Below are 23491 nucleotides of genomic sequence, written 5' to 3'. Positions count from 1 at the left end.
TTCAGAGCGCTTTCAAGGACTTTGAACATCCCTCAAATCGGCATCCATTCTTTTAGCTGAAAATTAAGCGGGCATGCCCCAGGCGGATACAATCAGCTGCCGGGACCCCCCGTGATTGCGGTGCTCACACAGGTAAATGCCCTGCCATACGCCCATATTCAGCCGCCCGTCCCGAATTGGAATGAGTACAGAAGCGCCCATAAGGGAGCTTTTGATGTGGGAGGTCATATCGTCTTCCCCTTCCAGGGTATGCTTGTATAGCCGGGTATCTTCCGGAACCGTGCGGTTAAAGAAAGACTCAAAGTCCTGCCGGACCGTCGGATCTGCGTTCTCGTTTATGGTAAGAGAAGCACTCGTGTGCTTGATGAAAACCTGCAGCATGCCCTTTCGGATATCCCGTATGTCGCCCATAGGCCGCAGCACTTCCTCGGTGATAATATGAAAGCCCCGCGAATGGGGACGCAGCTGAATTTCTTTCTGGATAAAAATCATAATCCTAACCCTTGTCTGTCTGATGTTAATTTGTGTAAGCGGCTTTCTTGGGTGGAAGGGTCCCTTCCCAGCCCGACGATAAAAGCCAAAAATAGTGATTGATGATAAATATGCGTAACTTATTTAAGCGCTTAATGAAAAACAACTTACATTCAGAAATCAAGCCCTGACCGGCAAAATGTTAATTTCGGAAAACAAATAAGAGATTAATCAGTTTGAAGACAGCAGGCAGGGACTACGCTTACAAGTCAGGTCCGGATATCAAAAACCTATTCCATTCATTCATTCATTTCAGGACAACCTATGAAATTCTTCTATGCTACTTCACTCACGGCCCTTCTTGCGGGGCTTTTTTTGTTTGGCTTTGTGGAAAAAGCAGCGGCACAGGAAGCTGAGTTTGCCCTCAACTTTCAGATAGGCGTGCCGCAGGGTGATTTTGGGGAAAAGCTGGATCGCACCGGTTACGGGATCAGCGGTATGGCGGGTTATCGTCTGCCCTACTCCCCCTTAATGCTGGGCATTGACGCCGGTTTCCTGACCTTCGGAACCGATCGCCGCCGCGTGCCCATTAGCCCGACCATTCCGGATGTGACCGTGCAGGTAGATAACAGCTACAACATGGCCAACTTCAGTTTCTTCACGCGTCTCACTGGCCGCGACATCCGCTTCCGTCCCTATGTGGACGCGCTGATTGGCTTCAACTACCTCTACACCGATTCAACCATTCGCGACCGGCGCACGCAGGAAGAAGTAGTTAGTGATACCAACTTTGACGATTTCGCCTTCGCCTATGGCCTGGGCGGCGGATTCAGGGTACTGATCTGGGAAGGTGTTGCCCCGCAGACAAGCCGGGCCTACTTCAATGTGAATGCCCGCTATATGCGCGGCGGAAATGCAGAATACGTCAGACCCGGCTCTATCGACACCTCCGGTGGTGAGCTCACCTTCGACGTGCTCGAATCCCGCACCGATATTCTCAACTTCAACATTGGGTTTACGGTTAATTTCTGATATTGCAGGGTGGAGAATATAGCTGATGGTCTTGTACTGAGACTTTAGGGTAAGTTCGGTCATGTTTGGCTTGGGAGGTACATAGCGGGAGATCCTTCGACTCCGCTGCGCTTCGCTCAGGATGACAGGGTTGCTTCGTAGTAACCGGCGCGGCCAGCCGCGCCGGTTTTTCAAAAAACATGCTGTCATCCTGAGCGAAGCCGAAGCGCAGCGCAGGCGTAGTCGAAGGATCCGGCTTTGAAGGGTTCTGAGCCTATGGCCGCTGCCGTGATGTTTTGAACAGGATTTGTAGGATTACAGGATGAACAGGATGTTGTGCAAACAGGCTTCTAAAACAACCCAAGCCCGAACCGGTCATCCCGAACCGTTATCGTTTGGCAGGAGGAAAATCGAAGCCGCCGATAGTTGTTTAGCCGCGGTATTGATGAAGGATTCATGTGAGGGATCTCCTTCGTTGGGACAGGACACGGAATCATGCCGGTCATAGCCGTCCTCAATACGAGATCCTTCGACTCCGCCTACGCTGCGCTCCGGCTCCGCTCAGGATGACAGGGGCATTTTCCCCAACCCCCGGCGCGGCCTGCCGCGCCGTTTGATGCATGGCGAGCGTGTCATCCTGAGCGAAGCGCAGCGGAGTCGAAGGATCCGGCGGTACAGGGCTGCGGTAAGCGATACGTCAAAGCTGCGCTAAACCCTGATGGCAAGTGTACTACAGATTGCCCGCCTCGCTGCATTTTGAACAGGATTTGTAGGATTACAGGATGAACAGGATGTTGTGCAAACAGGCTTCTAAAACAACCCAAGCCCGAACCGGTCATCATATATTAGTTAAGCGGCAACGATCAGCTGTTTTGGATAAGAATCTAACAATCTTAACTTGTACGCAAACATGAAGGTGAAAGCGCGTTGGTACCCTGCCTTTCGGTCATTGAGCTTCGAGCTCGTTCGGGATGAAACCAACGCGCTTTACTCCACTAAGCAAGAACAGTTCATAAGGCTTCGAGCCAGCATAAATGATGGATATGCTAATGGAGTCCCTCATGATTATTACCATAAATGAAAAATAACAATATTATGGATTTTTTTCGGAGTTGATGTCTCAAAAGATACCCTTGATTTCTGCAAAGCGGGTCAAAAAAAAGTCAAAAAAGCGGCTAACGAACCCTCAGGCTGGCAACAGCTCGCCGACGCAGTAACTCCGGACAGCTGGGTGGTGATGGAAGCCACCGGTCCGTACTTTCTTGGTCTGGCCATCTTTCTGACCGACAGGGATATTAAGGTTAGTGTCGTTAATCCGCTAATGATCAAAAACTACTGCAAAGCCAAAATGAGTCGGGTCAAGACTGACCAGGTTGATGCGCGTCTGATCGCTGATTATGCCCTAAAAATGCATGCAGATCTGCAGGTGTGGAAACCCAGACCGGTGAATACGCGCTCTATTCGGCAATTAAACACCGTTCGGGAGATGCTACTCAAGCAAATCAACCAGGTCGAAAATCAAAACCATGCTTTCAGTCTTGATGAGCAGGCCTGTGAAGCTGCCCTGAGAATTAATGATCAAAGTCTGACATTCATGCGTGACTCACTCAAAAAGGTTGAGCGGAAATTGGATGAATTGGCCAAGGAAGAATACGGTGATTTAATCAAAAGAATTTCCACTATTCCGGGTGTTGGCAGGGCTACTGCAATCCTGTTATGTGTCTTAACAGACGGATTCACGCGCTTTGAAAGTCATCAGCAGCTGAGTACGTATATCGGGATTGCGCCAAGTCCGTATCAGTCAGGTACAAGCGTAAAGGGCAAAGGTCATATAAGCAAAATGGGGGCTGGTTATGTGCGAAAACAGCTGTATATGTGCGCTTACTCAGCGAGCCGCTATAACCCCGCATGTGGTAACCTGTATAAACGTTTAAGAAGTAAAGGAAAACCTCATAAAGTTGCTCAGATAGCCGTTGCACATAAATTAGTAAGACAGGTGTTTGAAGTCGCCATGACCAATTCAGTTTATGATGAAAAAAAGGCGCTGGCCGCTTGACTTTTAATACAGTTCATCCCGAACCGTTATCGTTTGGCAGGAGGAAAATCGAAGCCGCCGATAGTTGTTTAGCCGTGGTATTGATGAAGGATTCATGTGAGGGACCTCCTTTGCCGGGACAGGACACGAAATCATGCCGGTCATAGCAGTCCTCAATACGAGATCCTTCGACTCCGCCTTCGCTGCGCTAAGGCTCCGCTCAGGATGACAGTGGCGTTTCCTGAAAACCCGGCGCGGCCTGCCGCGCCGTTTGACGCATGGCGAGCGTGTCATCCTGAGCGAAGCGCAGCGAAGTCGAAGGATCTGGCGGTACAGGGCTCCGGTATGCGATACATCAAAGCTGCGCTAAACCCTGATGGCAAGTGTACTACAGATTGCCGGCCTCGCTGCATTTTGAACAGGATTTTTAGGATTACAGGATGAACAGGATTTTTTTAATCCTGACATCCAAAGCGAAGCGCAGGCATAGCCGAAGCCTCTAGCTTTAAAGAACGCTGCCCCTTTAATCGCGACTTACCCTGTCCCGTTGTTCGGGACAATCGCGGTTTTACTTACAGTGCTATCAAAAAAAATAAACGGTCGAATCAAATAGAATGCGGAAACACGCCAGGATGATTTCAGCTTTGGTTTCCGAAGACTTATAATACACAAAAGGCCGGACTGATAACAGCCCGGCCTTGAATAAAAAAGCGGTTTTTTGAACCGTATGAAAGGAAGTGCGGATTAAGCTTCAGCCGCTTCCAGGGTTTTGGCTTCGGGTTTGGGTTCTGCCTTGGGCAGGTCGTTGCCGCGGGGCGTGAAGGACTGAATGCCGGTGATGTCACGGCCCAGAATGAGCCCGTGAATATCGTACGTACCTTCATAGGTGTTCACGGATTCCAGGTTTACAACGTGATGAATCACGCGGTACTCGCCGGTAATGCCGTTGCCGCCGAGCATGTCGCGGGCGATTCGGGCGATTTCAAGGGCGCGGCCGCAGTTGTTGCGCTTGGCGAGTGAGGTCATCGTAGGATGATCCTGCCCCTGATCCTTCAGGTTGCCGAGGCGCCAGGCCAGCAGCTGCATCTGCGTGATGTCGGTGAGCATGTTGGCCAGCTTGGTCTGAATGAGCTGATTGGCCGCCAGCGGATAGCCGAACTGTTTGCGCTCCATCACATACTGACGCGCCCGCTGATAGCAGTTTTCGGCTGCCCCAAGTGAGCCCCAGACAATACCGTAGCGCGCGCTGTTGAGACAGGTAAACGGGCCTTTGAGTCCGCGGATGTCCGGGAAAACGTTGGCATCGGGTACAAACACATCCTCAAAAATCAGCTCTCCGGTATAGGAAGCACGCAGCGACATTTTGTTGTGCGTCGTTGGCGCGGAGTAGCCGTCGCTGTCGCGCTCTACGATAAAGCCCATAATCTTGCCGTCGTCCGCACCGGCGTTTTTAGCTTTAGCCCAAACGATTGCGAGATCAGCAATCGGGGAGTTGGTAATCCACATCTTGGCGCCGTTGAGCACCCAGCCGCCGTTGGTTTTGGTCGCGGTTGTGACCATGGAACCGGGGTCAGAGCCGTGATCCGGCTCGGTAAGGCCGAAACAGCCGATCAGCTCGGCAGCAGCGAGTTTGGGCAGGTATTTGCGCTTTTGTTCCTCGGTGCCGAATACGTTGATCGGGTGCATCACCAGCGAGGACTGCACCGAAAGGAAGGAGCGGTAGGCGGAATCGACCCGCTCAATTTCGCGGGCAATGAGGCCGTATGCGGTGTAGCTTGCTCCGATGCCGCCGTATTCTTCCGGAACCACAACGCCGAGCAGGTTCAGCTCTGCCATTTCTTTGGGGATGTTCATGTCAAAGATTTCATCCTGATTGGCCTCACAGGCGCGGGGCTCCAGGCGGCTTTGGGCGTAGTCCCGAGCCGTTTCCATAATCATGCGGTCATCTTCGCCCAGCATCGACTCAAACTGATACGCGTCGTCGGTATTAAAGCTGTTTTTTGCCATAAAAGAAAAAATTCGGAGTAGTGCATTATCCCTCAGTACAACTATTCAGCGGAAGCCGAGGGGCTCAGAAATTCTGAGTATTGAAATGCAAATTAATAAAAATCCCGCCTAATCGCAGGAAGAACTGCAAAAACAAGGGCTGATAAAAACGAATTATCAGCCCTTGAAAAACAGTACACCCGTGAAGGGCAATTTGCGCAGTTTACTTCATAAATTGCCGTGCAAGTACCATGCGCTGTACTTCGCTCGTGCCTTCGCCAATCTCGAGAAGTTTGGCGTCACGCAGGAAGCGCTCAACGTGATACTCTTTGGTGTAGCCGTAGCCGCCATGAATCTGAATGGCTTCAAGGCAGGCCTGCGTACACATTTCTGAAGCAAACAGCTTGGCCATGGAAGCTTCTTTGGTGTAGGGCTTACCGCTGTCTTTCAGCCATGCGGCACGCTGTACCAGCAGCCGCGCAGCATCGATGTTCACGCCCATATCCACGATTTTCCACTGAATGGCCTGATTCTGCCCGATGGGGCGGCCAAACTGCGCGCGCTCCTGTGCATAGTTTTTGGATTCCTCAAATGCGCCCCGTGCAATTCCGACGGAAATGGCACCAATGCCGATACGACCGCCGTCCAGAATTTTCATGGTATCAATGAAGCCGTGTCCAAGCTCGCCCAGCTGATTTTCAGCAGGTACGATTACGTCTTCCATATAAATTTCAGTTGTGTCGGATGAATTCATCCCGAGCTTTTTCAGCTTCGGACCATAGCTGAAGCCCTTCATGCCTTTTTCCAGGATGAAAGCCGTAACGCCCTTCGCGCCTTTATCGCGGTCGGTTACCGCCAGCACAACATAAATACTACCGACCGAGCCCTGCGTGATGAAGATCTTGGAACCATTCAGCACCCAGTGATCGCCCTGTCGTACGGCTGTTGTTTTCATGTTTGAAGCATCGCTTCCGGAACCCGGCTCGGTAAGCGCCCATGCGCCCAGCGCCTTACCGCTTGTGAGCTGCGTGAGGTACTTCATTTTCTGATCTTCATTGCCGGCAAGGGCGATGTGTGCAGAGCAAAGCGAGGTGTGTGAAGCGACCGTGAGCGCAAGGGAAGCGTCCCAGCGGGCAATTTCTTCCAGTACAATGGCAAAGCTCATGGTGTCGAAACCGGCGCCGCCGTACTTTTCTTCGTGATATATACCCAGCATGTTCATTTCGGCCAGCTCGTTCACGATGTCATGCGGAAACGCGCATTTCTCATCCCGCTCCATGACCGTAGGAGCAACTCTCTTTTCAACAAAATCGCGGATACTGTCGCGAATCATGGTGTGGTCTTCGGAAAGTTCGAAGCCTAAGCCTGCGGGAGGCGTTAAGGTATCTGTAATCATTTCAATATTGGTTAAGATTGGTTGGAAGCGATTTTCCGGCCTAATATACGCAGTTTTGGCCTGTTTAAGGCATAAGCTTACAAGCATTTATAACTTTCGGCAAAGGCAAACCGTTTGGCAGGATTTGTGTAATGAATTCCGGATATTACGCAAGCCCATTTTCGGTATCCAATTTAACCGCAGCATTTTATGCAACAGTTTTATACGCAGTTTTCAGAAGCACAGCCTGGTAAAAAATTTACAAACGGACTCGTTGCCCTGTTTACCGGCGCTTTAAGCATGATATTTCCGGACTTACTCCACATCATTATAGCAGCATGGCTCATCTCAAATGCCATCATGCAGTTCCTTCAGCGCCCCGGCTTTTTTGTAGGTTTTGTTTCGTTTGTGGCCGGCGTATTTGTCTATCAGTTTGAAAACTTTATCCCGTACGCCTTTGCCTTCGTGCTTATTGTGATGGCCTTTGGCGCAATTCTCTCCGGCGGCATTTCCTTTTTCGGAATTATTACCTTTGTATTTGCCCTCCTCATCACCGGAACCCCCGCCCTTGCCAACATCATGATCGGAGCCTTCCTGGTATTCTACGGCTCTACATCCCTCTACACCTGGTGGCAGTTCCGGAAACTCCGAAAACAGCTGTAGTTGAAGACCTTTCGTTTTTATAATTGATATACGTGGCCGTAAGCGCAATTTGGTCGTTGCATATAAGGCCACACCCGGAGAATAGCGCTATGGACTGCAGTTATTCATTGCAGTCCATAGCGTCAAAATGGCAGTGTCTCAGGTTATTTCGCTCCACAAGTAAGTGCAGGAAGGGTACCTATTACTGACTACTGATTCTTTGATTTAGCTTCTTTACGCACTGGGGGCAGGACACCTTCCACTTTATTGATGACGAATTTTTTACCGGCTGCGGCCTCGCTTACGTTCATGATGTGATCCCCGATTTTCTCGAGGCGGTTCAGCAGATCAAGATACATAATGCCGGAGCGCACATTGTACGCGCCTCCTTCAAGGCGGGCATAATGGCTTTCGCGCAGGCGGTCGCGGGTTTCATCAATCTTGCGCTCGAGCGCAATGGCGGCTTCGAGGTCAACATCTGCCGTGCGGGCCAGGATATTATCCTTCATTACAATGATTGCGTCATGTACCGCGGCGAGCATTTCTCTGAGCTCATCAAGGGCTTCATCCGGTACGCGCTCTTCTTCATTATCGAGGGTGCGCTCATACGTTTTGGACATCTGAAAATAGAGATCGCCAATCCGCTCGAGATCGTTAATCATGCTCTGCATATTCCGGATCTTGCGGATGGAGTCAGACGATACATTGGTGTTTTCAGAAATCTGAACCAGGTATTCTGCAATTTCAACTTCAAGCTGATCGGTGATTTCTTCCCGCTTTTCCAGTTTTTTGAGGAATTTCCGCTGTTTTTCAGGTTTCTTATACACCAGGCCCAGAAAACCATAGTGCATTTTCTCGACCATTTTCGCAAATAGTCCAATTTCCTTACGAGCCTGTTCGATGGAAAGCTCCGCAGATGACATCAGGCCAATGTTGATGTATTTGAGCTCAAAGCGATCGTCGGCGCCGCCTTTGTCCGGCTGAATGCGTTCCACAAAGCGCACCAAATACGGCACAAAGGCAAAGAGCACAATCACATTGAGCACATTGAAAGTCGTATGAAACAGAGAGAGCGCCAGGGTTGCATTGGGACGCGCGGCAGGATCATCCGAAAAAACGGAAAGCGATCCGGGTATTGCCTGCTGCATAATCCAGTCAATGCCGTTTAGGAAGGGGTAAATGAGTACCAGCATCCAAGTGACCCCCGCTATATTGAAGAAGAAGTGGAATCGCGCGGCCCGCTTGGCATGTACGTTTCCGATTAGCGCGGCAATGTTGGCGGTAACGGTTGTCCCGATGTTTTCACCCAAAATCATGGCAGCTGCAATCGGGAAGGAAATCCAACCCTGAAAGAGCATTACAAGGGTGATGGCTGTAGCTGCGGAAGATGACTGTGTGAGCAGGGTGAGAACGGTTCCGACCCCTACAAAAATGAGCAGCGATACATACCCATAATCCGTAAAACTATTAAGGAAAGCGAAAATCTCAGGGTTCTCGTCTATATCCGGAACGGCGTCTTTGATGAACTCAAGACCAATAAACAGGATACCGAAACCAATCATGGCCTCCGCTATATTGCGCAACTTCATATTGCTCACAAAGAGAAAGGGGAAGAAAATCCCGATGAGCATGATGGCAATGGGGGTAATCTGAAACTTGAAGCCGAACACGGAAACCATCCAGGCGGTGATGGTTGTGCCAATGTTGGCTCCCATAATTACCCCGGTTGATTCCACAAAAGTGAGCAGGCCTGCATTCACAAAACTTACAACCATAACGGTAGTAGTTGTGGAAGACTGTGTGATGGCCGTGGTGCCAAAACCGGTAACTACCCCCGTTAACCGGTTTCGGGTCATCCCCTTAAGGATTGATCTTAGCTTGCTTCCGGCTACTTTCTGAAGGCCGTCGCTGAAGATTTTCATCCCGAAAATGAAAATACCCAATGAGCCAACAAGCTGCAGGAAATCAAAAAAAGTATAGGTCATAGTGTGTGGCTGTTTAGGCAGAAGTCTTTGTTGCGGTTTACTGCTGCCGGTAGCGCATTACCTAAGATTAAGACGTGTGGTCGTTTATTGGTCTGTTTTATGATGGGCAGAAAAATATCAAAAAAAAATGAGCAAAAAGACCTGAAAGCATTTGAACTGCCGGATTTTTTCGGATTTAATACTGGGGTAACATCCCGTCTAAATACTCGCAAATACCCGCCATAATAGTCGTGCGGCGACAGCAAGTGCCAGCAGACCAAATACAAATTCCATGTAGGTTTTGGGAATGCGGCTTGTGGCGTATACACCGTAGTTAGCTCCGATCAGCGCACCGGCAATCAGCGGAAGTGCAGCGCCAAAGTCAACATAACCAAGGGTATATGCTGTAGTACCGCTTTCCTCAGGGCTGCCAAGGGCAAGCTGTCCCCATCCAAAAAAAGAGATGAACACAATAGCTGCTGATGAAATGCTGATCGCCTTCAGGTAGGGCTGCCGCAGCAGCATGGTCATCAGCGGAACCATAATCACGCCTCCGCCTACCCCGGCCAGCGTCGCAACAGTGCCTCCGGCTGTGCCTATGGCCAGACTTTGCGGGGTACTCAGGCTGCCGTCACGGAGCAGGTTTTCATCATGTGCTGCATCCTCTGGTTTGATGACGGTCTTCTTTTTGAAGATGAATTTATAGGCTGTGAAAAACAGCAGACCGCTGAAAAGGATTGAAAATTCGGTTTGGCTATACCAGGCTGACTGCACGACGGCAACCCCGGCGGCAGTACCGGCCAGGCTGAAGGCCCCAACACGCAGGCTGTCCTTTTTGAAGAAATTGTTCATTCGCACGTGTTTACGCACGCTGCTCAGCGAAGCGGCAAAGGTGCAGAGCAGCGAGGTGCCGATAATCCAGGGGAGCGGGTCTTCGAGCGAATCTGTGAACAGAAAAATCAGGACGGGCGTGAAAATGAGCCCTCCGCCTACCCCGAGCATGCCGGCCAGTATGCCGCCAAAAATGCCAATTAAAAGAAGGATCAAGAAAATGAGCACAAAAGCGGTTGATTGGGCGATGACGAAAAAAATCGGAGCAAGAGTATAAGCAATGCAGGCCAAAAAAGACACCTAAAGCGCCTATGCCCGTATCACTTCCTCGCGTAAGGTTTTCAGGGGTTTAAGGCATGCATACGCGGGAGTCTAAAATTGGAATACCGAAAAAAGAATTTGTAGCCGGAAATTAACCTCACAAAACAAAAAAAAGGTCCGGAGTACATACTCCGGACCTTAAAATCAGCAAGCTGATGCTAATGGTGTGAAACTACTTCACGAGCATCATTTTGTTGGTTTGTGTGAAAGCGCCTGATGTCATGCGGTAGAGGTAGATACCGCTTGAGAGGTTGGCTGCGTCGAAGGTTACGGTGTGGTTGCCGGCTGAGAAGCTGCCGTTGGCGAGGGTAGCAACGCGCTGACCCTGCATATTGAACACTTCAAGACTAACTTCAGAAGCTTCAGGGAGGGTGAAGCTGATGTTAGTGGTTGGGTTGAAGGGGTTCGGGTAGTTTTGTCCGAGCTCAAACCCGCTCACGATTTCGTCGCGGCCAATGTTGGTTGCTGGAACGAGGGTGAAGGTTACACTCCATGTTTCGTCAGCGAAGAGGGTATTATCACCGGCAGAAGCTACAACGCTCCAGTCAATGGTGACGGCAGTACCCGGCTCAACACCAAGGTCGGTAAGAATACCATAGATGGCGCCATCTGTGAGGACAAGCTCGGTCTCAGCACCGGTAGGCACGTTGAGGAGGGGATCGGTGAGATCATTGCCTTCAAGGTGTGCTACCCATGCGTAGTCGGTTGCATTTTCAGAAGCTTCCCACTGAATGGCGATTTCGGTGTCGCCTTCGAAGATAAGGTCAACTTCAATACCATTAGGCGGGGAAAGAAGGCTGAACGGACCAAGATCAACTGAAGCTTCACCAGGAATACCTTCGATGGTCATTACAAGACCGGAGGGGTTCCAATCAATTCCCAAAACGGAGAAGGGAGTCCAGTCAAAGAAGTTGCCGTTGAAGTTGTTGTCAGGATCAACAAGCATAGGCTCGCCAAAGTTTTGCTCGCCCTGCGCCCAGTTCCAGCGGTTAGCACCGTCCAGGTCGGCAAGATCCTGAACAGGTGCTACAGACAGCCAGTAGCGCTCAGCAGGAAGGAACCAGTTTTCACCGGAAACATCGACGTTGAATGTGTAAAGGTTGCTTTCCTGAGTTACTTCAAGGCGCGGATCATCGAGGTCGAGCTCGATTTGGAGGAGTGCGTCGCCGTCGTAGGGCTGACCGCCGGGTGCGCCACCTGCATTGGAGAAGATGTAAACCTGTACACCAAGCAGAATACCATCAAGGTAAGTTGCATTGTTCTGGAAGCCCAAAACAGAGATAGATGTAAGTGTTGCCGGGGTAGAAAGTTCAAAATCATCGGCGCTGAATGTTGCCGTACCAAGTCCTTCAAAGGTACCGGAAACAATACCCCCTGTATCAGCACGGTTTTGCTGGAACAGAATCTCTGAATCCATTACCCCGGAAACAGGCTCAGTGATTTGTGTGGAAGGGAACTGGTTTTGTGCTTCCATCTGGAAAACCTGCGCGTTTGCAACTGCAGATGTTCCGAAAAGTAAGAGGCTTGCAGCAAGCAGCCCTTTTCCTGCTTTGTAAATTTGTTTCATGACAGTTATATAGAGTTAGTTGATATGAATCCTTGAGCTCAAATGAGCTTTTGAATATAAACTATTATATCTGTATTCAACAAAGAATCATTCCGCAAAAAATAATTCTTCTAAGTATTTGCTAATATTGTGTATATGAGTTTAGCAAATATTATTTTTCCGAGTACTTTTGGGCTGAAGCCGGTTTATCATAATCACATACAAATATGTGATTATGATTGGAGGTGCAGCTGCTTGTCATTATTTATTTAGGTCAACTATCAGTATGACTGCAGATTAGAATAATAGGTGCGTGTACCGACTTAAACTATTCGGCTAATGATTGTTGCTAAGTATGATATTGCAGCGTTGAAGCGATTTTGTCAGAATCCTGTACCCCAATGCTGATGTTAGGTTTTCCGGAGCACTGACAGTTGTGTGTGTGCTCCGGAATTTCTGTATCCGTTTACTTTTACTTTTTAATCTCCATCTTCTCGGCAAAGTATTCGCAGAAATCGCGCATGTCGCCGCTCATGCGGTCATCTTTGGTTGACTTTTCGAAAGTGTCGGCCATTGTGGAGAGGGTTTCGTAGAAGAAGAGTTTCATCTCGTCAACGGTCATGTTTTTGGTCCAGAGGTCGAGCTTGAGGGTCTGTTTGTTGTCGTTATCCCAAAGCGAGAGCAGCATGGCCCTGCAGTTTGCGGGTTTGTCCAGACCGGCGTCTAAGGCGTTCCAGGTAATTTTTTCGGGTACGTCCTTGTCGTCAAGTTCGATGGCAATGTCGATGTTTTTGGTCTTCATAGGTTGCAGTAGTACGAATATGATTTGGTTTCAGAGGATTAAGTAAGGTCGTTCAGGCTTCCGGAGATAGTTTGTCTCGGAATAAAAAAGCAAGGGATTCATCTTAGGTTTGGGGGCCTTGATCTGTCACGAAAGACCGTGATGTTCACGGAGTTTCCCCCAAAAAAAAACGATAGTTATTGGCAGTATTGACGCAGCGCGTGCAGGGCTTCCCGGAAGTCGGGGGGCAGCGGGGAGTCGAATGCGACGGGGGCGCCGGTTGCGGGATGCTCAAAACCCAGTGTTTTGGCGTGCAGGCATTGTCGTCCGAGACGCTTGAAGAGTTTTTGGAACAGGTCTTTCCGAAACCCGGTGTTGGAGCCGTAGCGAATACTTGCACCCCCGTACGCTTCATCGGCGAGCAGGGGGAAGCCGGCGTCGGCGAAGTGTACGCGGATCTGATGCGTGCGGCCTGTTTCGAGACGGGCTTCTATGAGGCTGAGGTGATCGAAGTGTTCGAGCACGCGGTAGTGCGTTACCGCGCGTTTGCCGCGTCCGTCGGTGAGCACGGCCATGCGTTTGCGGTCGCGCGGACTCCGGCCAATGAGTGAATCGAAGGTGCCTTCCTGAGGCGGATGCCCCCACACGATGGCCTGATAGGTGCGCGCGATGCTGTGCGCGGCGAACTGTTTGGCCAGTCGCTGATGTGCCGTATCATGTTTGGCAACGACGAGAAGGCCGCTCGTGCCTTTGTCGATACGGTGCACGATGCCGGGACGCACCGCCGGGTCGTTGGTTTCCGACAGCTCGCCGGTGTGATGGAGGAGGGCGTTGACCAGGGTGCCGGTCCAGTTGCCGAAGGCCGGATGCACAACCATATCTGCGGGCTTGTTGATCACGAGCAGGTCGTCGTCTTCGTGCACGATGTCGAGGGGTATCTCTTCGGGGGCGAGGTCCGGGATTTTGGGTTTGAGGATTTCCGCTTCAATCACATCGCCGGCCTGTACAATGTAGGAGGCTTTGGTGGGCGCACCGTTTACGAGCACCCGTTTTGCGGTGATGGCTTGCTGCACCTTGCTGCGGGTAGCGTTTTGCACCATCTCAGCAAGGTAGCGGTCGATGCGCACCGGGGTCGTCTGACCGGGTGCGACTTCGAGGCGAAGCTGGCGGATTTCCTTCTCGTAGCTGTTCTCAGACATGATGATGGTTTTGGCATGCGGATGTGCTTCCGGTTCGGGGCAGCACATCCGCGCGGGACGTCAGTCTTTGGTTTCTTCCAGCGGATCGCGGAAGCTTTGGCTGATGGCTTCGGTTACCGTACTCACCGGGATAATTTCGAGTCCGTCTTTTACTTTGGCCGGGATTTCCGTCAGGTCGGGCTCGTTGTCTTTGGGGATGAGCACGCGGCTGAGCTTGTTGCGCTGTGCTGCGAGCAGCTTCTCGTTGAGGCCGCCAATGGCGAGCACATCCCCGCGAAGGGTGATTTCGCCGGTCATGCCCACATCGTGGCGCACGCGCTTGCCGGTTAACAGCGACAGCATAGCGAGTACCATGGCCATGCCCGCGCTCGGCCCGTCTTTCGGAATGGCGCCTTCGGGAATGTGAATGTGCAGCTCATGTTTGTCGAAGAAGTCAGCGGCGATACCGTATTTCGACGCATGCGAGCGGATGTAGGTGAGGGCGGCCTGTGCCGATTCTTTCATCACATCGCCCAGCTTGCCGGTAAGGCGGAAATTGGATTTGCCTTCCATCACCGCTACGTCGATCTGCAGGATGGCCCCGCCGGTGCTCGTCCATGCGAGTCCGTTTACGGTGCCTGCGCGGTCGGTGCGGTCCGGCGTGCGGTCGCGGTATTTGGGTACGCCGAGGAGTTCGGAAACGAGTTCTTCGTTGACTTTAAAGGTGGGGTCTTCTTCCCCTTTGGCGCGGGCGAGGACGTATTTACGGGCGATTTTGCGGCAAACGGCAGCTACCTGTTGCTCCAGTGTCCGCACGCCGGCTTCGGAAGTGTAGTTCCGGATGAGGTGCAGAATGCCGCTCTTGTGGAAGCGGACCTGCGAGGCTTTCAGCCCGTGGGATTTGAGCATTTTGGGGATGAGGTGCCGCTTGGCGATCTCCAGTTTTTCGTGCTCCAGGTAGCCGGGCAGGTTGATGATTTCCATGCGGTCGAGCAGGGCCGGCTGTATGGACGAAGCAACGTTGGCCGTAGCGATGAACATCACCCGCGACAGGTCATAATCCATGTCGAGGTAGTGGTCATTGAAAGTGTTGTTCTGTTCGGGATCGAGGACTTCGAGAATGGCCGAAGACGGGTCGCCCCGGAAGTCATGGCCGACTTTGTCGATTTCATCCAGAATCATTACCGGATTCACGGTGCCGGCTTTGCGCATGCCCTGAATAATGCGGCCGGGCATGGAGCCGATGTAGGTGCGGCGATGCCCCCGGATTTCGGCTTCGTCGCTTACGCCGCCCAGGCTGATACGTACCATTTTCCGGTTCAGCGCGCGCGCAATGGATTTGGCCATCGAAGTTTTTCCTACGCCGGGAGGGCCTACGAAACAAAGAATTTGCCCCTTCAGGTTTTCTACAAGGTTTAGCACGGCGATGTGTTCGAGAATGCGGTCTTTGGGTTTTTCGAGACCGTAATGCTCTTTTTCAAGCACATCCTGCACGCCCTGAATGTCGAGGTTATCGGGAGAAGCGGTGCTCCAGGGCAGGCTCGTCATCCAGTCGAGGTAGTTGCGGCCTACGCCGTACTCGGGCGACATCTGCGGGGTTTTCTTGAGGCGCTCGAGTTCTTCCATCGCTTTGGCGTGCGCTTCTTCCGGCATTTTGGCTGTTTCGATCTGTTCTTTGAGCTTTTGCAGCTCCGGATCGGCTACTTCGCCTTCATCAAGCTCGTCCTGCAGGGCACGGATTTGTTCCTGAATGAAAAAGCGGCGCTGCGTCTCCTGAATTTCTTCCTGCACCTTTTCATTGATTTCGGTGCTTACCACCAGTACCTGAAGCTCGCGGGTCACTTTGGCCAGTAACAGCCGGTAGAGCTGTTCCAGGGTTTCGAGCTCGAGGAACTTCTGACGCTCTTCCACCGACATATCGAGGTGGGAAGCCATCAGGTACAGGTTGGGTTCGAGGTACTCATCACCTTCATCCAAACTTGTGAGTACTTCTTCCGGCACTTCCTGATTCATGATGACAAAGCGCTCGAACTTATCCCGCGTTTTGCGCACGAGGGAGGCGAGGCGCTCGGTTTTGCGGAAGCGGGTGGCGCTCAGCTTAAATTTGGTGGTCGCAGTGAGATAGCCTTCGTTTTCGGTCAGGCTTTTCACCTTGGCCGGAAGAATGCCGTTCACCAGTACCTTAACCAGTGAGTTGGGGAGCCGCAGCACCTGCGTGATGGCCGCGATACAGCCATCGGTGTAGAGATCTTCGGGCTTTGGGTTGTCCGTATCCGGATTTTTCTGACCAAGCAGCAGTACAAATTTGCCCTTATCAATGCCGGCGTCGATGGCTTTTAGGGAAGACTCCCGCCCAACCAGAAGCGGGAACATGGTGCCGGGATAAACGATGGTATCGCGCAGCGGTAAAACGGGCAGCTCTGATGGAATAGGCTTGCTACTCGTTTCTTGTTCATTAAGCTCAAATGATGATTTTCCGATTTTTTTCTCGTCGATTGCGGGTAGATCCATAAAAAGGCTAAAAAATAAAAAATTGGTGCATCAGCGAACCTGCAGCTGATTACGGCTGTAAGCCTGAATTGCGAACCCGGAAAGATAAGGGTTTGTAAACTCATTATTAACCCGCATTATTCACCAAGAAATTTGCTTGCTGACAAGGCGAAGCTGAAAACTCAGCGGAGGGGTACCCAAGTACCCTGAGTATGAGTTTTCAGCTTCAACGTGGCCAGCGTGGAAATTTCGCTGCCCGAGGAGTCGCTTAGCACGGAGCACAGGCCTTGCAGTATAGCCGATTTCGGGCTGCCATTTTTTTCGATAAGGAAAACTTAAATAAGCGTTGAGCTAATAAATTTCATTTGATTGTGAATAATGCGGGTTAAGCCTAATAAGCCGCTTCGGTCAGCTGAATTAAAGCTGTTGATTGCGTACCTTATGCGGGTTGCAGTTCAGGACTGCAGCTGATTCTTTCGATTGTGTCACAGAACCCCCAAAGTCCGCTTATCACCGTGATTGCTTCCTTATATATTAAAGATTTTGCGCTGATTGATGAACTCGAGACCAGCTTTGAGCCGGGTCTCAATATCATCACCGGGGAAACCGGAGCCGGGAAATCCATCATAATCGGGGCACTGAATATTTTGCTGGGTGAGCGCGCGCAGCTCGAAAGCATCCGGCAAGGCGCTGCCAAAGCCATTGCTGAAGTTATCCTGAAAACCGGTGAGGACGAAAAGCTTGCCGCGCTTTTGCTGGAACACGGCGTAGAGCCTGCCCCCGAAACCATTATCCGCCGGGAAGTGCGGCATTCCGGCAGCCGTGCCTTTATTAATGATACGCCCGTTCAGCTGAGCGTGCTTAAGCAGGTCGGCGGCCTTCTTGTTGATCTGCACGGACAGCATGACCATCAGCTGTTGCTGCGCGAAGAAAACCATCGTGAAGTCATCGACAGCCGCCCAGGCGTAGCAGCTGCACTTGAAGCCTATGTCCGCAGTTTTGAAGCGGTGAGCGAGCTGCGCAAACAAAAAGCGGCCTTGCAGAAAAGGGAGCGGGAGCTTCGGGAAAAACAGGAGCTCTACCGTTTTCAGCTGCGTGAGCTGCGCGCCGCCGATCTCAAACCCGACGAAACCGAGCAGCTCGAGCGCGACATTCGTCTTCTTGACAGCAGCGAGGAGCTCAACGAAACCGCAGCCAAAATCCTGACAGCCGGACGCGACGGCAAGTTTAACGCGCTGGATTTTTTGGGGATGATGGAGCAGGCGCTCGGACAGATGGCGCAGCTTGAGCCGGAGTTTGAGAGCTATGTGCAGGAACTGGAAACAGCGCGCATCAGCGTAGAGGAGCTGTTGCGCTTTACCGAGCAGTATCAGACCAACATCGAGTTCAACCCCGTGCAGCTGGAGACGCTGCGTCAGCGGCAGGCCGAACTCCGGCGGTTGGAAAAAAAATACGGCAAGAGTCCCGAGGCTTTGCTGACGTACATGGAGGAGGTTGAACAAACCCTGAGCCTGGCCGATAATTTTGAGGCCGAACTTGAAAAGCTGGATGTTCAGATTCAAAAAGCAGCCGGTGTTCTTGGCGCGAAAGCGAAAGCCCTGCATGACGCGCGTATTGCGGAGGGCGAGCGGCTCTCCGGAGATATCGAAAGGGAACTCATGCATCTGGGCTTCCGGCACGCCCGCTTTGCGGTAGTGGTGCGCTGGAGGGAGCAATCCGATGGCTGGATTGAAATAGACGGCAAGCGCATCGCCTGTGCCGCTGACGGCGCCGATGACCTCAGCTTCTACATATCAACCAACAAAGGAGAGGCCCCCAAACCGCTCTCGCGCACCGCGTCCGGCGGGGAGATGAGCCGTATCATGCTGGCCCTGAAATCCATCCTCGCCCGCGAGCAGCGACTGCCCGTGATGATTTTCGACGAAATCGACACCGGCATCAGCGGTCCGATTGCGCAGCAGGTCGGTCGCACCATGCGCGGACTGGCTGATACCGTGCAGATTCTTTCCATCACGCACCTCCCGCAGATTGCCTGCATGGCGCACACGCACTACGTGGTGCGCAAAACCGAGACCGACGAGCGCACCGTCACCCGCATCGACCGGCTCAGCGAGGAAGAGCACATCCGCGAAGTTGCCCGCCTCATGAGCGGCACCGACCTCACCGAAGCCGTGCTTAGCAGCGCCCGCGAACTTGTGGCATCCGCTACCGCGCCGCAGTCCTAAATTCAGATTTCAAACTTTCATCAGGAGAAAAACCATGACGGCTGTTTACCGTGCTTCTTTCACAGCACTGATTTTTTTGTTTTTGGGGATGATGAACGTCCAGGCCTGTGCCCGGCAGGCGGATCCGGAAATCCCGATTTCTGTTGCTGAGGCAGCCGAAGATGTTTCGCTGGAAGCGATGATCGGGCAAATGATGATGGTCGGCTTTCGCGGCTTTGAAATCAGCGAAACGCACTGGGTTGTGCAGGACATCCGCGACCGCAACCTTGGGGGCGTGATCCTCTTCGACTACGATGTGCCGAACCGCCGTGCCGAGCGGAACGTGCAATCTCCGGAGCAGCTCGCGCGTCTCGTGCGACAGCTGCAGCAGTTTGCTGAGACGTCCTTGCTGGTAGCCATTGATCAGGAAGGCGGTCGCGTAAACCGTCTCAAGCCCCGCTTCGGTTTTCCCGATACCCCCTCGCACGAACATCTCGGGCGGGTGAACCATCCGGATTCCACCCTGCGCGTTGCGCGTCAGACCGGACGCATGCTGGCAGAGGCGGGCATCAACATCAACTTTTCGCCGGTTGTGGATGTAAACGTGAACCCGCAAAATCCGGTGATTGGTCAGTTGGGTCGCAGCTTTTCGGCTGACCCCGCGAAGGTGACCGAACATGCGCGCCTCACCCTCGAAGGCTTCCGGGAGGAGGGCGTTTGGGGCACGGTGAAGCACTTCCCCGGACACGGCAGCGCCTGGAACGACTCGCACTACGGCATGGCGGATGTCACCGAAACCTGGACCGAGACCGAATTCGAGCCTTATCGCGCACTCTTCGCCGACGGCAGCGCGCAGCTCGTGATGAGCGCGCACATCTTCAACGCCAACTGGCACCCCGAGCACCCCGCGACCCTGGTACCCGAAATCATGACCGGGCTGTTGCGCGACGAACTCGGCTTCACCGGACTCCTGTTTTCGGACGACATGCAGATGGGCGCCATCACCGATTTTTACGGACTGGAGCAGGCGCTGGAGCTGGCCGTACTTGCCGGCATTGACGTGCTGGTTTTTGCCAACAACTCGGTGTATGAGCCGGAGATCACGCGCAAGGCCATCCGCACCCTGAGTGCCGCCGTGGAAGAAGGGCGCATCCCCCGCGCCCGCATCGAACAGGCCTACAGCCGCATCATGGCGTTCAAGTCCCCGATGTAGGGCAGGGCAGAGGACGCATCATCCCTAAAACAAAGCAGCGCGGCGGCTGAGCTGACGCACCAACCTATGTCCGGCATCTACATTCACATTCCGTTTTGCAGGCAGGCGTGCACCTACTGCGATTTTTACTTTGAGACTTCGCTCAAGCACCGCGATGGCTTCGTGCCGCAGATGCTGCGCGAGATCGCGCACACGCAGACGCACTTTCCCGCACTCACCGCAGAGCCGGTACGAACGCTCTACTTCGGCGGGGGCACCCCATCCCGCCTCACGACGGATGAAATCGCGGCCCTCATTGCGCGCATCCGCGCGGGCTGGACGCTCGAACCCGGCGCGGAAATCACCCTGGAGATGAACCCCGATGATGTGCATCCCGGCAGGCTTTCGGAGCTGAAGGAAGCGGGCATTACCCGGGTGAGCATGGGCGTGCAGACCTTTGATGAAAACCGCCTCCGCTTCATGAACCGCGCCCACACCCGTGATGAAGCCCTGCGCGCGCTCGAAGCCCTGGCCGGGGCAGGCCTGCCAGGCTGGACCGCCGACCTCATCTACGGAAATCCGGGTCAGAGCCTGGAAGCCTTGTCTGAAGATCTGCGTCTGTTGCTGCAGTTTAACCCGCCGCATGTTTCCGCATACAGCCTTACGGTGGAAGAAAACACCAAACTCTACCGCATGGTCAAAAAGCAGCTCGTGCAGCCCCCGGATGACGACGAAGTCGCCGCTCAAATGCAGCTCGTGACCGACACCTTTGCCGAAGCCGGTTTGATACGCTACGAAGTGAGCAACTACGCCCGCCCTGGTCACGAGTCACGCCACAACGGTGCATACTGGCGTCATGAAAATTACCTCAGCTTCGGGCCCGGCTCGCACGGTTTCTGGTGGCAGGCTGACGGCAAAGGCGCCAAACGAACGCAGCTTGCCGCCCGCCTCAAAACCTACATGGATCCTGATCCCGGCATTGCGTTTCACCGCGTGCTTACAGACGCCTACACGCTGCATGAACTGGGCGAAGAGCGCTTGTTGCTTGGTCTGAGAACCCGCAGGGGCGTCAGCCTCGAAGAACTGCGCACCCGCTATAAGTACGAGCTCAGCCCCAAGCAGCGCGAAACCGCCGCCCGCTTCGCTGCGGAAGGCCTCATGGAACCTCTGACCGAAACGGGAACAAACACCGGCACCGGCACCCTGCGCCTGACCCAAAAAGGACTCTTGTTTGCCAACAGTATTGGGTTTGAGCTTGCGGAATGAGTGATGTACAATCAACGTGCTTTGACTGATTACTCTCGTCCCAAAAATTGCTTAGATTTGGGACGAAATATCAATAAAAAAACTATGAAAAGACCTCAAGTAGAAAGTAAAATTGCAAGCGCTTTAGGGAGTATTCCCAAAGGAAGTATTCTCTTCGTTGATGATTTTTTGGATTACGGTGCAAGAGAAAGCGTAAAAAAAGCCTTATTTCGTCTCAACGAAAAAGGTGTTCTGAATCGATTGGCTCACGGAATATACCTTTACCCTGAAACTGACGAACAATTTGGCATACTTTACCCGTCAACTGAAGAAATTGCAAAGGCAATAGCCAGACGCGACAAAGCGAGAATTATTCCTACAGGTGTTCAGGCACTTAATAAGTTGGGCTTATCAGCTCAGGTTCCTATGAAAGTCGCCTATTTGACGGACGGAACTGCACGGACGGTAAAGATTGGTAAGCGAACCATCGCTTTTAAAAAAACAAGTCCTAAAAACCTATTGCTCAAGGGTGAGATAAGTACCCTCGCAATTCAGGCCCTTAAAACCATAGGCCGAAACAGTTTGGATGAAAAAACAACCCAAAAAATTAAGGTTGTATTGAAAAATGAAAACAGAGAAAACATAATCAGTGACGCCAAACTCGCTCCCGAATGGATCACTAAAATTTTAATGCAGGTAGTGTCATGAATACCAGTTGGTTAAAGTTGTTACCTGCAAGACGGGTTCAGATTCTTAATAACGCTTCAGAGTTAACAGGTTTACCAGCTGCAGCCATTGAAAAAGATTGGTGGGTGTCATTATGCTTAAATGCTTCTTTCAATTTGCCTTACAGTGAGCACCTGGTATTCAAGGGTGGTACTTCTCTGAGCAAAGGCTGGGGTTTGATTGAGCGGTTTTCAGAAGATATTGATTTGGCCATTGACCGTAGTTTCTTTGGATACCATGGAGATTTGAGTAAGTCTCAGATCAATCGCGCAAACGAGAATGAAAATAATTGAAGTCTTTCAGATAAAACTTAAAAATCACTAAGCCGCAAATCCCCTTGCAATAAACCCTTGTACCCCATAGCTTTCCAGTATGGAACCTTCTTCCCAAAAAACACGGACAACCTATAAGGTCAGCAAGGCCAAGCTGATAATTGCTGTGGGCGGGGAGTGGGACGAATTTGCCGCGCAGAACGACGGGAAGCGGGCATTGTCGCGATCGGTCATAGGCCGGCCCATTTGGGATTTTGTGACCGGTGCGCCAACCCGGATGTGGCTTGAAGCTTTATTTCAGCTTGCGGAACTGCGCAACGAACCGGTTGAACGCATCTACAGGTGCGACTCCCCGCAGCTCAAGCGCGTCATGTCTATGCGGATTTCCCCGGAAGACGAAAAAGTGCTCCGCGTTGATAACGAGCTGATTTCAGTTGAGCCGCTTGAAAAGAAAGTTGTCATCCGGCATCACTCGCGAAATCCTGATACGACGATCCGCATGCGCTGCAGTATCTGCGGCAAAATAAAAGTAGGAGAAGAATGGAACGAGCCTGTAGAGCTTACAGAAGATAATCCCGCCGGCATTATTGTAGCCTATACGGTTTGCGGAAGCTGCAAACAGGCAATGCCCAAATCAGGCAGCGGGAAAATCCGGCGAAGCGGTGAGTCGCCTGATTTGTGACAAATGCCGTTGCTGATGTCCCGGCATGGCCTGAAACCAGGTCGCCGCATTGAATCGCAGTAATGGGGTGAAGGCCGAACGGGCGTAAATCCGGCTCAGATCAAGTTCGTGCCGCTGACTAAAACCAAGCAGGCGCTGATAGTCTTGCTGTAACGCCTCAAAGCGGCCAAGGATTTTCTCCTTTGTGTAGGATGATTGCGCCGGCTTGTACACAGCGGGTGCCGGAACCGGCTTCCCGGAAGGCCCGGAGCCTCTCAGAAACCATGCGCCGATAAAACCGGTCTCAAAAGGCGGCTCTCCGGTTATTTGGTTTGAAGCTCCTTTCCGTAGCGCTGTGTCCAGAATCGGCAGCATTTTGGAAGCACTCATATTCAGATGTTCAAGACACTCCGCCGCTGACCATTTGTTTGGAGATGGTTTCCAGTTAAACGCATCATGGTCCATCTGACGGGTAATTTCCCGGGCATCCTTCAGGCAGCTTTTGCAGGACGCCTCCCACTCGGCATAGCTTCTCAGTTTCATACAGTCACGCAGTTAAA

General features: G+C 52.2%; 19 protein-coding genes. 9 read left to right on the top strand and 10 right to left on the bottom strand.

Annotated features, from left to right (window positions below):
- Window positions 1-63: 63 nt before the first annotated feature.
- Window positions 64-489: a secondary thiamine-phosphate synthase enzyme YjbQ gene (locus CYPRO_RS13695; protein WP_114985817.1), complete on the bottom strand. Its 426-nt coding sequence runs from the start codon at window positions 487-489 to the stop codon at window positions 64-66.
- 306 nt (window positions 490-795) lie between these two features.
- Here CYPRO_RS13695 and CYPRO_RS13690 point away from each other — a divergent pair, with 306 nt between their 5' ends.
- Window positions 796-1503, top strand: a complete 708-nt coding sequence (locus CYPRO_RS13690; protein WP_114985148.1) for an outer membrane beta-barrel protein — start codon at window positions 796-798, stop codon at window positions 1501-1503.
- Between the two features lie 1063 nt (window positions 1504-2566).
- The gene (locus CYPRO_RS13685; protein ID WP_114985147.1) at window positions 2567-3538 is read left to right on the top strand and encodes an IS110 family RNA-guided transposase; all 972 of its coding nucleotides are present in this window, start codon (window positions 2567-2569) and stop codon (window positions 3536-3538) included.
- Between the two features lie 723 nt (window positions 3539-4261).
- Here CYPRO_RS13685 and CYPRO_RS13680 read toward each other — a convergent pair.
- Both CYPRO_RS13680 and CYPRO_RS13675 read right to left on the bottom strand, forming a co-directional pair.
- Window positions 4262-5524: an acyl-CoA dehydrogenase gene (locus tag CYPRO_RS13680; RefSeq protein WP_114985146.1), complete on the bottom strand. Its 1263-nt coding sequence runs from the start codon at window positions 5522-5524 to the stop codon at window positions 4262-4264.
- A 202-nt stretch (window positions 5525-5726) separates the two neighbouring features.
- The gene (locus tag CYPRO_RS13675; RefSeq protein ID WP_114985145.1) at window positions 5727-6899 is read right to left on the bottom strand and encodes an acyl-CoA dehydrogenase family protein; all 1173 of its coding nucleotides are present in this window, start codon (window positions 6897-6899) and stop codon (window positions 5727-5729) included.
- A 189-nt stretch (window positions 6900-7088) separates the two neighbouring features.
- Between CYPRO_RS13675 and CYPRO_RS13670 the strand changes: the two genes are divergently transcribed.
- Window positions 7089-7541 carry a hypothetical protein gene (locus CYPRO_RS13670; protein ID WP_114985144.1) on the top strand — a complete coding sequence of 151 codons (453 nt, stop codon included), beginning with the start codon at window positions 7089-7091 and terminating at the stop codon, window positions 7539-7541.
- Window positions 7542-7729: 188 nt separating this feature from the next.
- Here the strand turns inward: CYPRO_RS13670 and CYPRO_RS13665 are convergent, their stop codons facing one another.
- The 6 genes from CYPRO_RS13665 to lon form a co-directional block, all read right to left on the bottom strand.
- Window positions 7730-9505 (bottom strand): Na/Pi cotransporter family protein, encoded by a 1776-nt coding sequence (locus CYPRO_RS13665; RefSeq protein ID WP_114985143.1) that lies wholly within the window; start codon window positions 9503-9505, stop codon window positions 7730-7732.
- A 198-nt stretch (window positions 9506-9703) separates the two neighbouring features.
- Window positions 9704-10531 (bottom strand): sulfite exporter TauE/SafE family protein, encoded by an 828-nt coding sequence (locus CYPRO_RS13660; RefSeq protein ID WP_164682808.1) that lies wholly within the window; start codon window positions 10529-10531, stop codon window positions 9704-9706.
- Window positions 10532-10808: 277 nt separating this feature from the next.
- Entirely contained in the window at window positions 10809-12203 is a 1395-nt protein-coding gene (locus CYPRO_RS13655; protein ID WP_114985141.1) for a T9SS type A sorting domain-containing protein, read from the bottom strand.
- Window positions 12204-12654: 451 nt separating this feature from the next.
- Window positions 12655-12984: a gliding motility protein GldC gene (gene gldC, locus CYPRO_RS13650; RefSeq protein ID WP_114985140.1), complete on the bottom strand. Its 330-nt coding sequence runs from the start codon at window positions 12982-12984 to the stop codon at window positions 12655-12657.
- 176 nt (window positions 12985-13160) lie between these two features.
- Complete coding sequence (locus CYPRO_RS13645) at window positions 13161-14162, bottom strand: RluA family pseudouridine synthase (RefSeq protein ID WP_114985816.1); 1002 nt, start codon at window positions 14160-14162, stop codon at window positions 13161-13163.
- Between the two features lie 60 nt (window positions 14163-14222).
- Window positions 14223-16652 (bottom strand): endopeptidase La, encoded by a 2430-nt coding sequence (gene lon / locus CYPRO_RS13640; RefSeq protein WP_114985139.1) that lies wholly within the window; start codon window positions 16650-16652, stop codon window positions 14223-14225.
- Window positions 16653-17113: 461 nt separating this feature from the next.
- On the opposite strand from lon, the gene recN reads away from it, so the two are divergent.
- The 6 genes from recN (at window position 17114) to CYPRO_RS13610 (ending at window position 22952) form a co-directional block, all read left to right on the top strand.
- Window positions 17114-18856 carry a DNA repair protein RecN gene (gene recN / locus CYPRO_RS13635; RefSeq protein WP_240644762.1) on the top strand — a complete coding sequence of 581 codons (1743 nt, stop codon included), beginning with the start codon at window positions 17114-17116 and terminating at the stop codon, window positions 18854-18856.
- Window positions 18857-18890: 34 nt separating this feature from the next.
- Window positions 18891-20048: a glycoside hydrolase family 3 protein gene (locus CYPRO_RS13630; RefSeq protein WP_164682806.1), complete on the top strand. Its 1158-nt coding sequence runs from the start codon at window positions 18891-18893 to the stop codon at window positions 20046-20048.
- Window positions 20049-20114: 66 nt separating this feature from the next.
- On the top strand, window positions 20115-21293 hold the full coding sequence (gene hemW, locus CYPRO_RS13625; RefSeq protein ID WP_114985138.1) for a radical SAM family heme chaperone HemW: 1179 nt from the start codon (window positions 20115-20117) through the stop codon (window positions 21291-21293).
- 84 nt (window positions 21294-21377) lie between these two features.
- Window positions 21378-21980: a DUF6088 family protein gene (locus CYPRO_RS13620; RefSeq protein ID WP_114985137.1), complete on the top strand. Its 603-nt coding sequence runs from the start codon at window positions 21378-21380 to the stop codon at window positions 21978-21980.
- Complete coding sequence (locus tag CYPRO_RS13615) at window positions 21977-22291, top strand: nucleotidyl transferase AbiEii/AbiGii toxin family protein (protein ID WP_114985136.1); 315 nt, start codon at window positions 21977-21979, stop codon at window positions 22289-22291. The genes CYPRO_RS13620 and CYPRO_RS13615 overlap by 4 nt, the downstream gene beginning before the upstream one ends.
- Before the next feature lie 79 nt (window positions 22292-22370).
- A complete protein-coding gene (locus CYPRO_RS13610) occupies window positions 22371-22952 on the top strand; it encodes a hypothetical protein (RefSeq protein WP_114985135.1) in 582 nt (193 codons plus the stop codon).
- Here CYPRO_RS13610 and CYPRO_RS13605 read toward each other — a convergent pair.
- Entirely contained in the window at window positions 22905-23474 is a 570-nt protein-coding gene (locus tag CYPRO_RS13605; protein ID WP_114985134.1) for a DinB family protein, read from the bottom strand. The genes CYPRO_RS13610 and CYPRO_RS13605 overlap by 48 nt on opposite strands.
- Window positions 23475-23491 lie beyond the last annotated feature (17 nt).

Source organism: Cyclonatronum proteinivorum, from assembly GCF_003353065.1.
In the GTDB taxonomy this organism is placed as follows: Bacteria; Bacteroidota; Rhodothermia; order Balneolales; family Cyclonatronaceae; genus Cyclonatronum; species Cyclonatronum proteinivorum.
This window is presented reverse-complemented; position numbering and strand designations above follow the sequence as displayed.

Bases quoted from the DNA above. Each gene is read 5' to 3' on its own strand.
- CYPRO_RS13690 (WP_114985148.1), top strand. From the start codon at position 796: ATGAAATTCTTCTATGCTACTTCACTCACGGCCCTTCTTGCGGGGCTT.
- CYPRO_RS13680 (WP_114985146.1), bottom strand. From the start codon at position 5,524: ATGGCAAAAAACAGCTTTAATACCGACGACGCGTATCAGTTTGAGTCG.
- CYPRO_RS13675 (WP_114985145.1), bottom strand. From the start codon at position 6,899: ATGATTACAGATACCTTAACGCCTCCCGCAGGCTTAGGCTTCGAACTT.
- CYPRO_RS13670 (WP_114985144.1), top strand. From the start codon at position 7,089: ATGCAACAGTTTTATACGCAGTTTTCAGAAGCACAGCCTGGTAAAAAA.
- CYPRO_RS13665 (WP_114985143.1), bottom strand. From the start codon at position 9,505: ATGACCTATACTTTTTTTGATTTCCTGCAGCTTGTTGGCTCATTGGGT.
- CYPRO_RS13655 (WP_114985141.1), bottom strand. From the start codon at position 12,203: ATGAAACAAATTTACAAAGCAGGAAAAGGGCTGCTTGCTGCAAGCCTC.
- gldC (WP_114985140.1), bottom strand. From the start codon at position 12,984: ATGAAGACCAAAAACATCGACATTGCCATCGAACTTGACGACAAGGAC.
- CYPRO_RS13645 (WP_114985816.1), bottom strand. From the start codon at position 14,162: ATGTCTGAGAACAGCTACGAGAAGGAAATCCGCCAGCTTCGCCTCGAA.
- lon (WP_114985139.1), bottom strand. From the start codon at position 16,652: ATGGATCTACCCGCAATCGACGAGAAAAAAATCGGAAAATCATCATTT.
- CYPRO_RS13630 (WP_164682806.1), top strand. From the start codon at position 18,891: ATGACGGCTGTTTACCGTGCTTCTTTCACAGCACTGATTTTTTTGTTT.
- hemW (WP_114985138.1), top strand. From the start codon at position 20,115: ATGTCCGGCATCTACATTCACATTCCGTTTTGCAGGCAGGCGTGCACC.
- CYPRO_RS13620 (WP_114985137.1), top strand. From the start codon at position 21,378: ATGAAAAGACCTCAAGTAGAAAGTAAAATTGCAAGCGCTTTAGGGAGT.
- CYPRO_RS13615 (WP_114985136.1), top strand. From the start codon at position 21,977: ATGAATACCAGTTGGTTAAAGTTGTTACCTGCAAGACGGGTTCAGATT.
- CYPRO_RS13610 (WP_114985135.1), top strand. From the start codon at position 22,371: ATGGAACCTTCTTCCCAAAAAACACGGACAACCTATAAGGTCAGCAAG.
- CYPRO_RS13605 (WP_114985134.1), bottom strand. From the start codon at position 23,474: ATGAAACTGAGAAGCTATGCCGAGTGGGAGGCGTCCTGCAAAAGCTGC.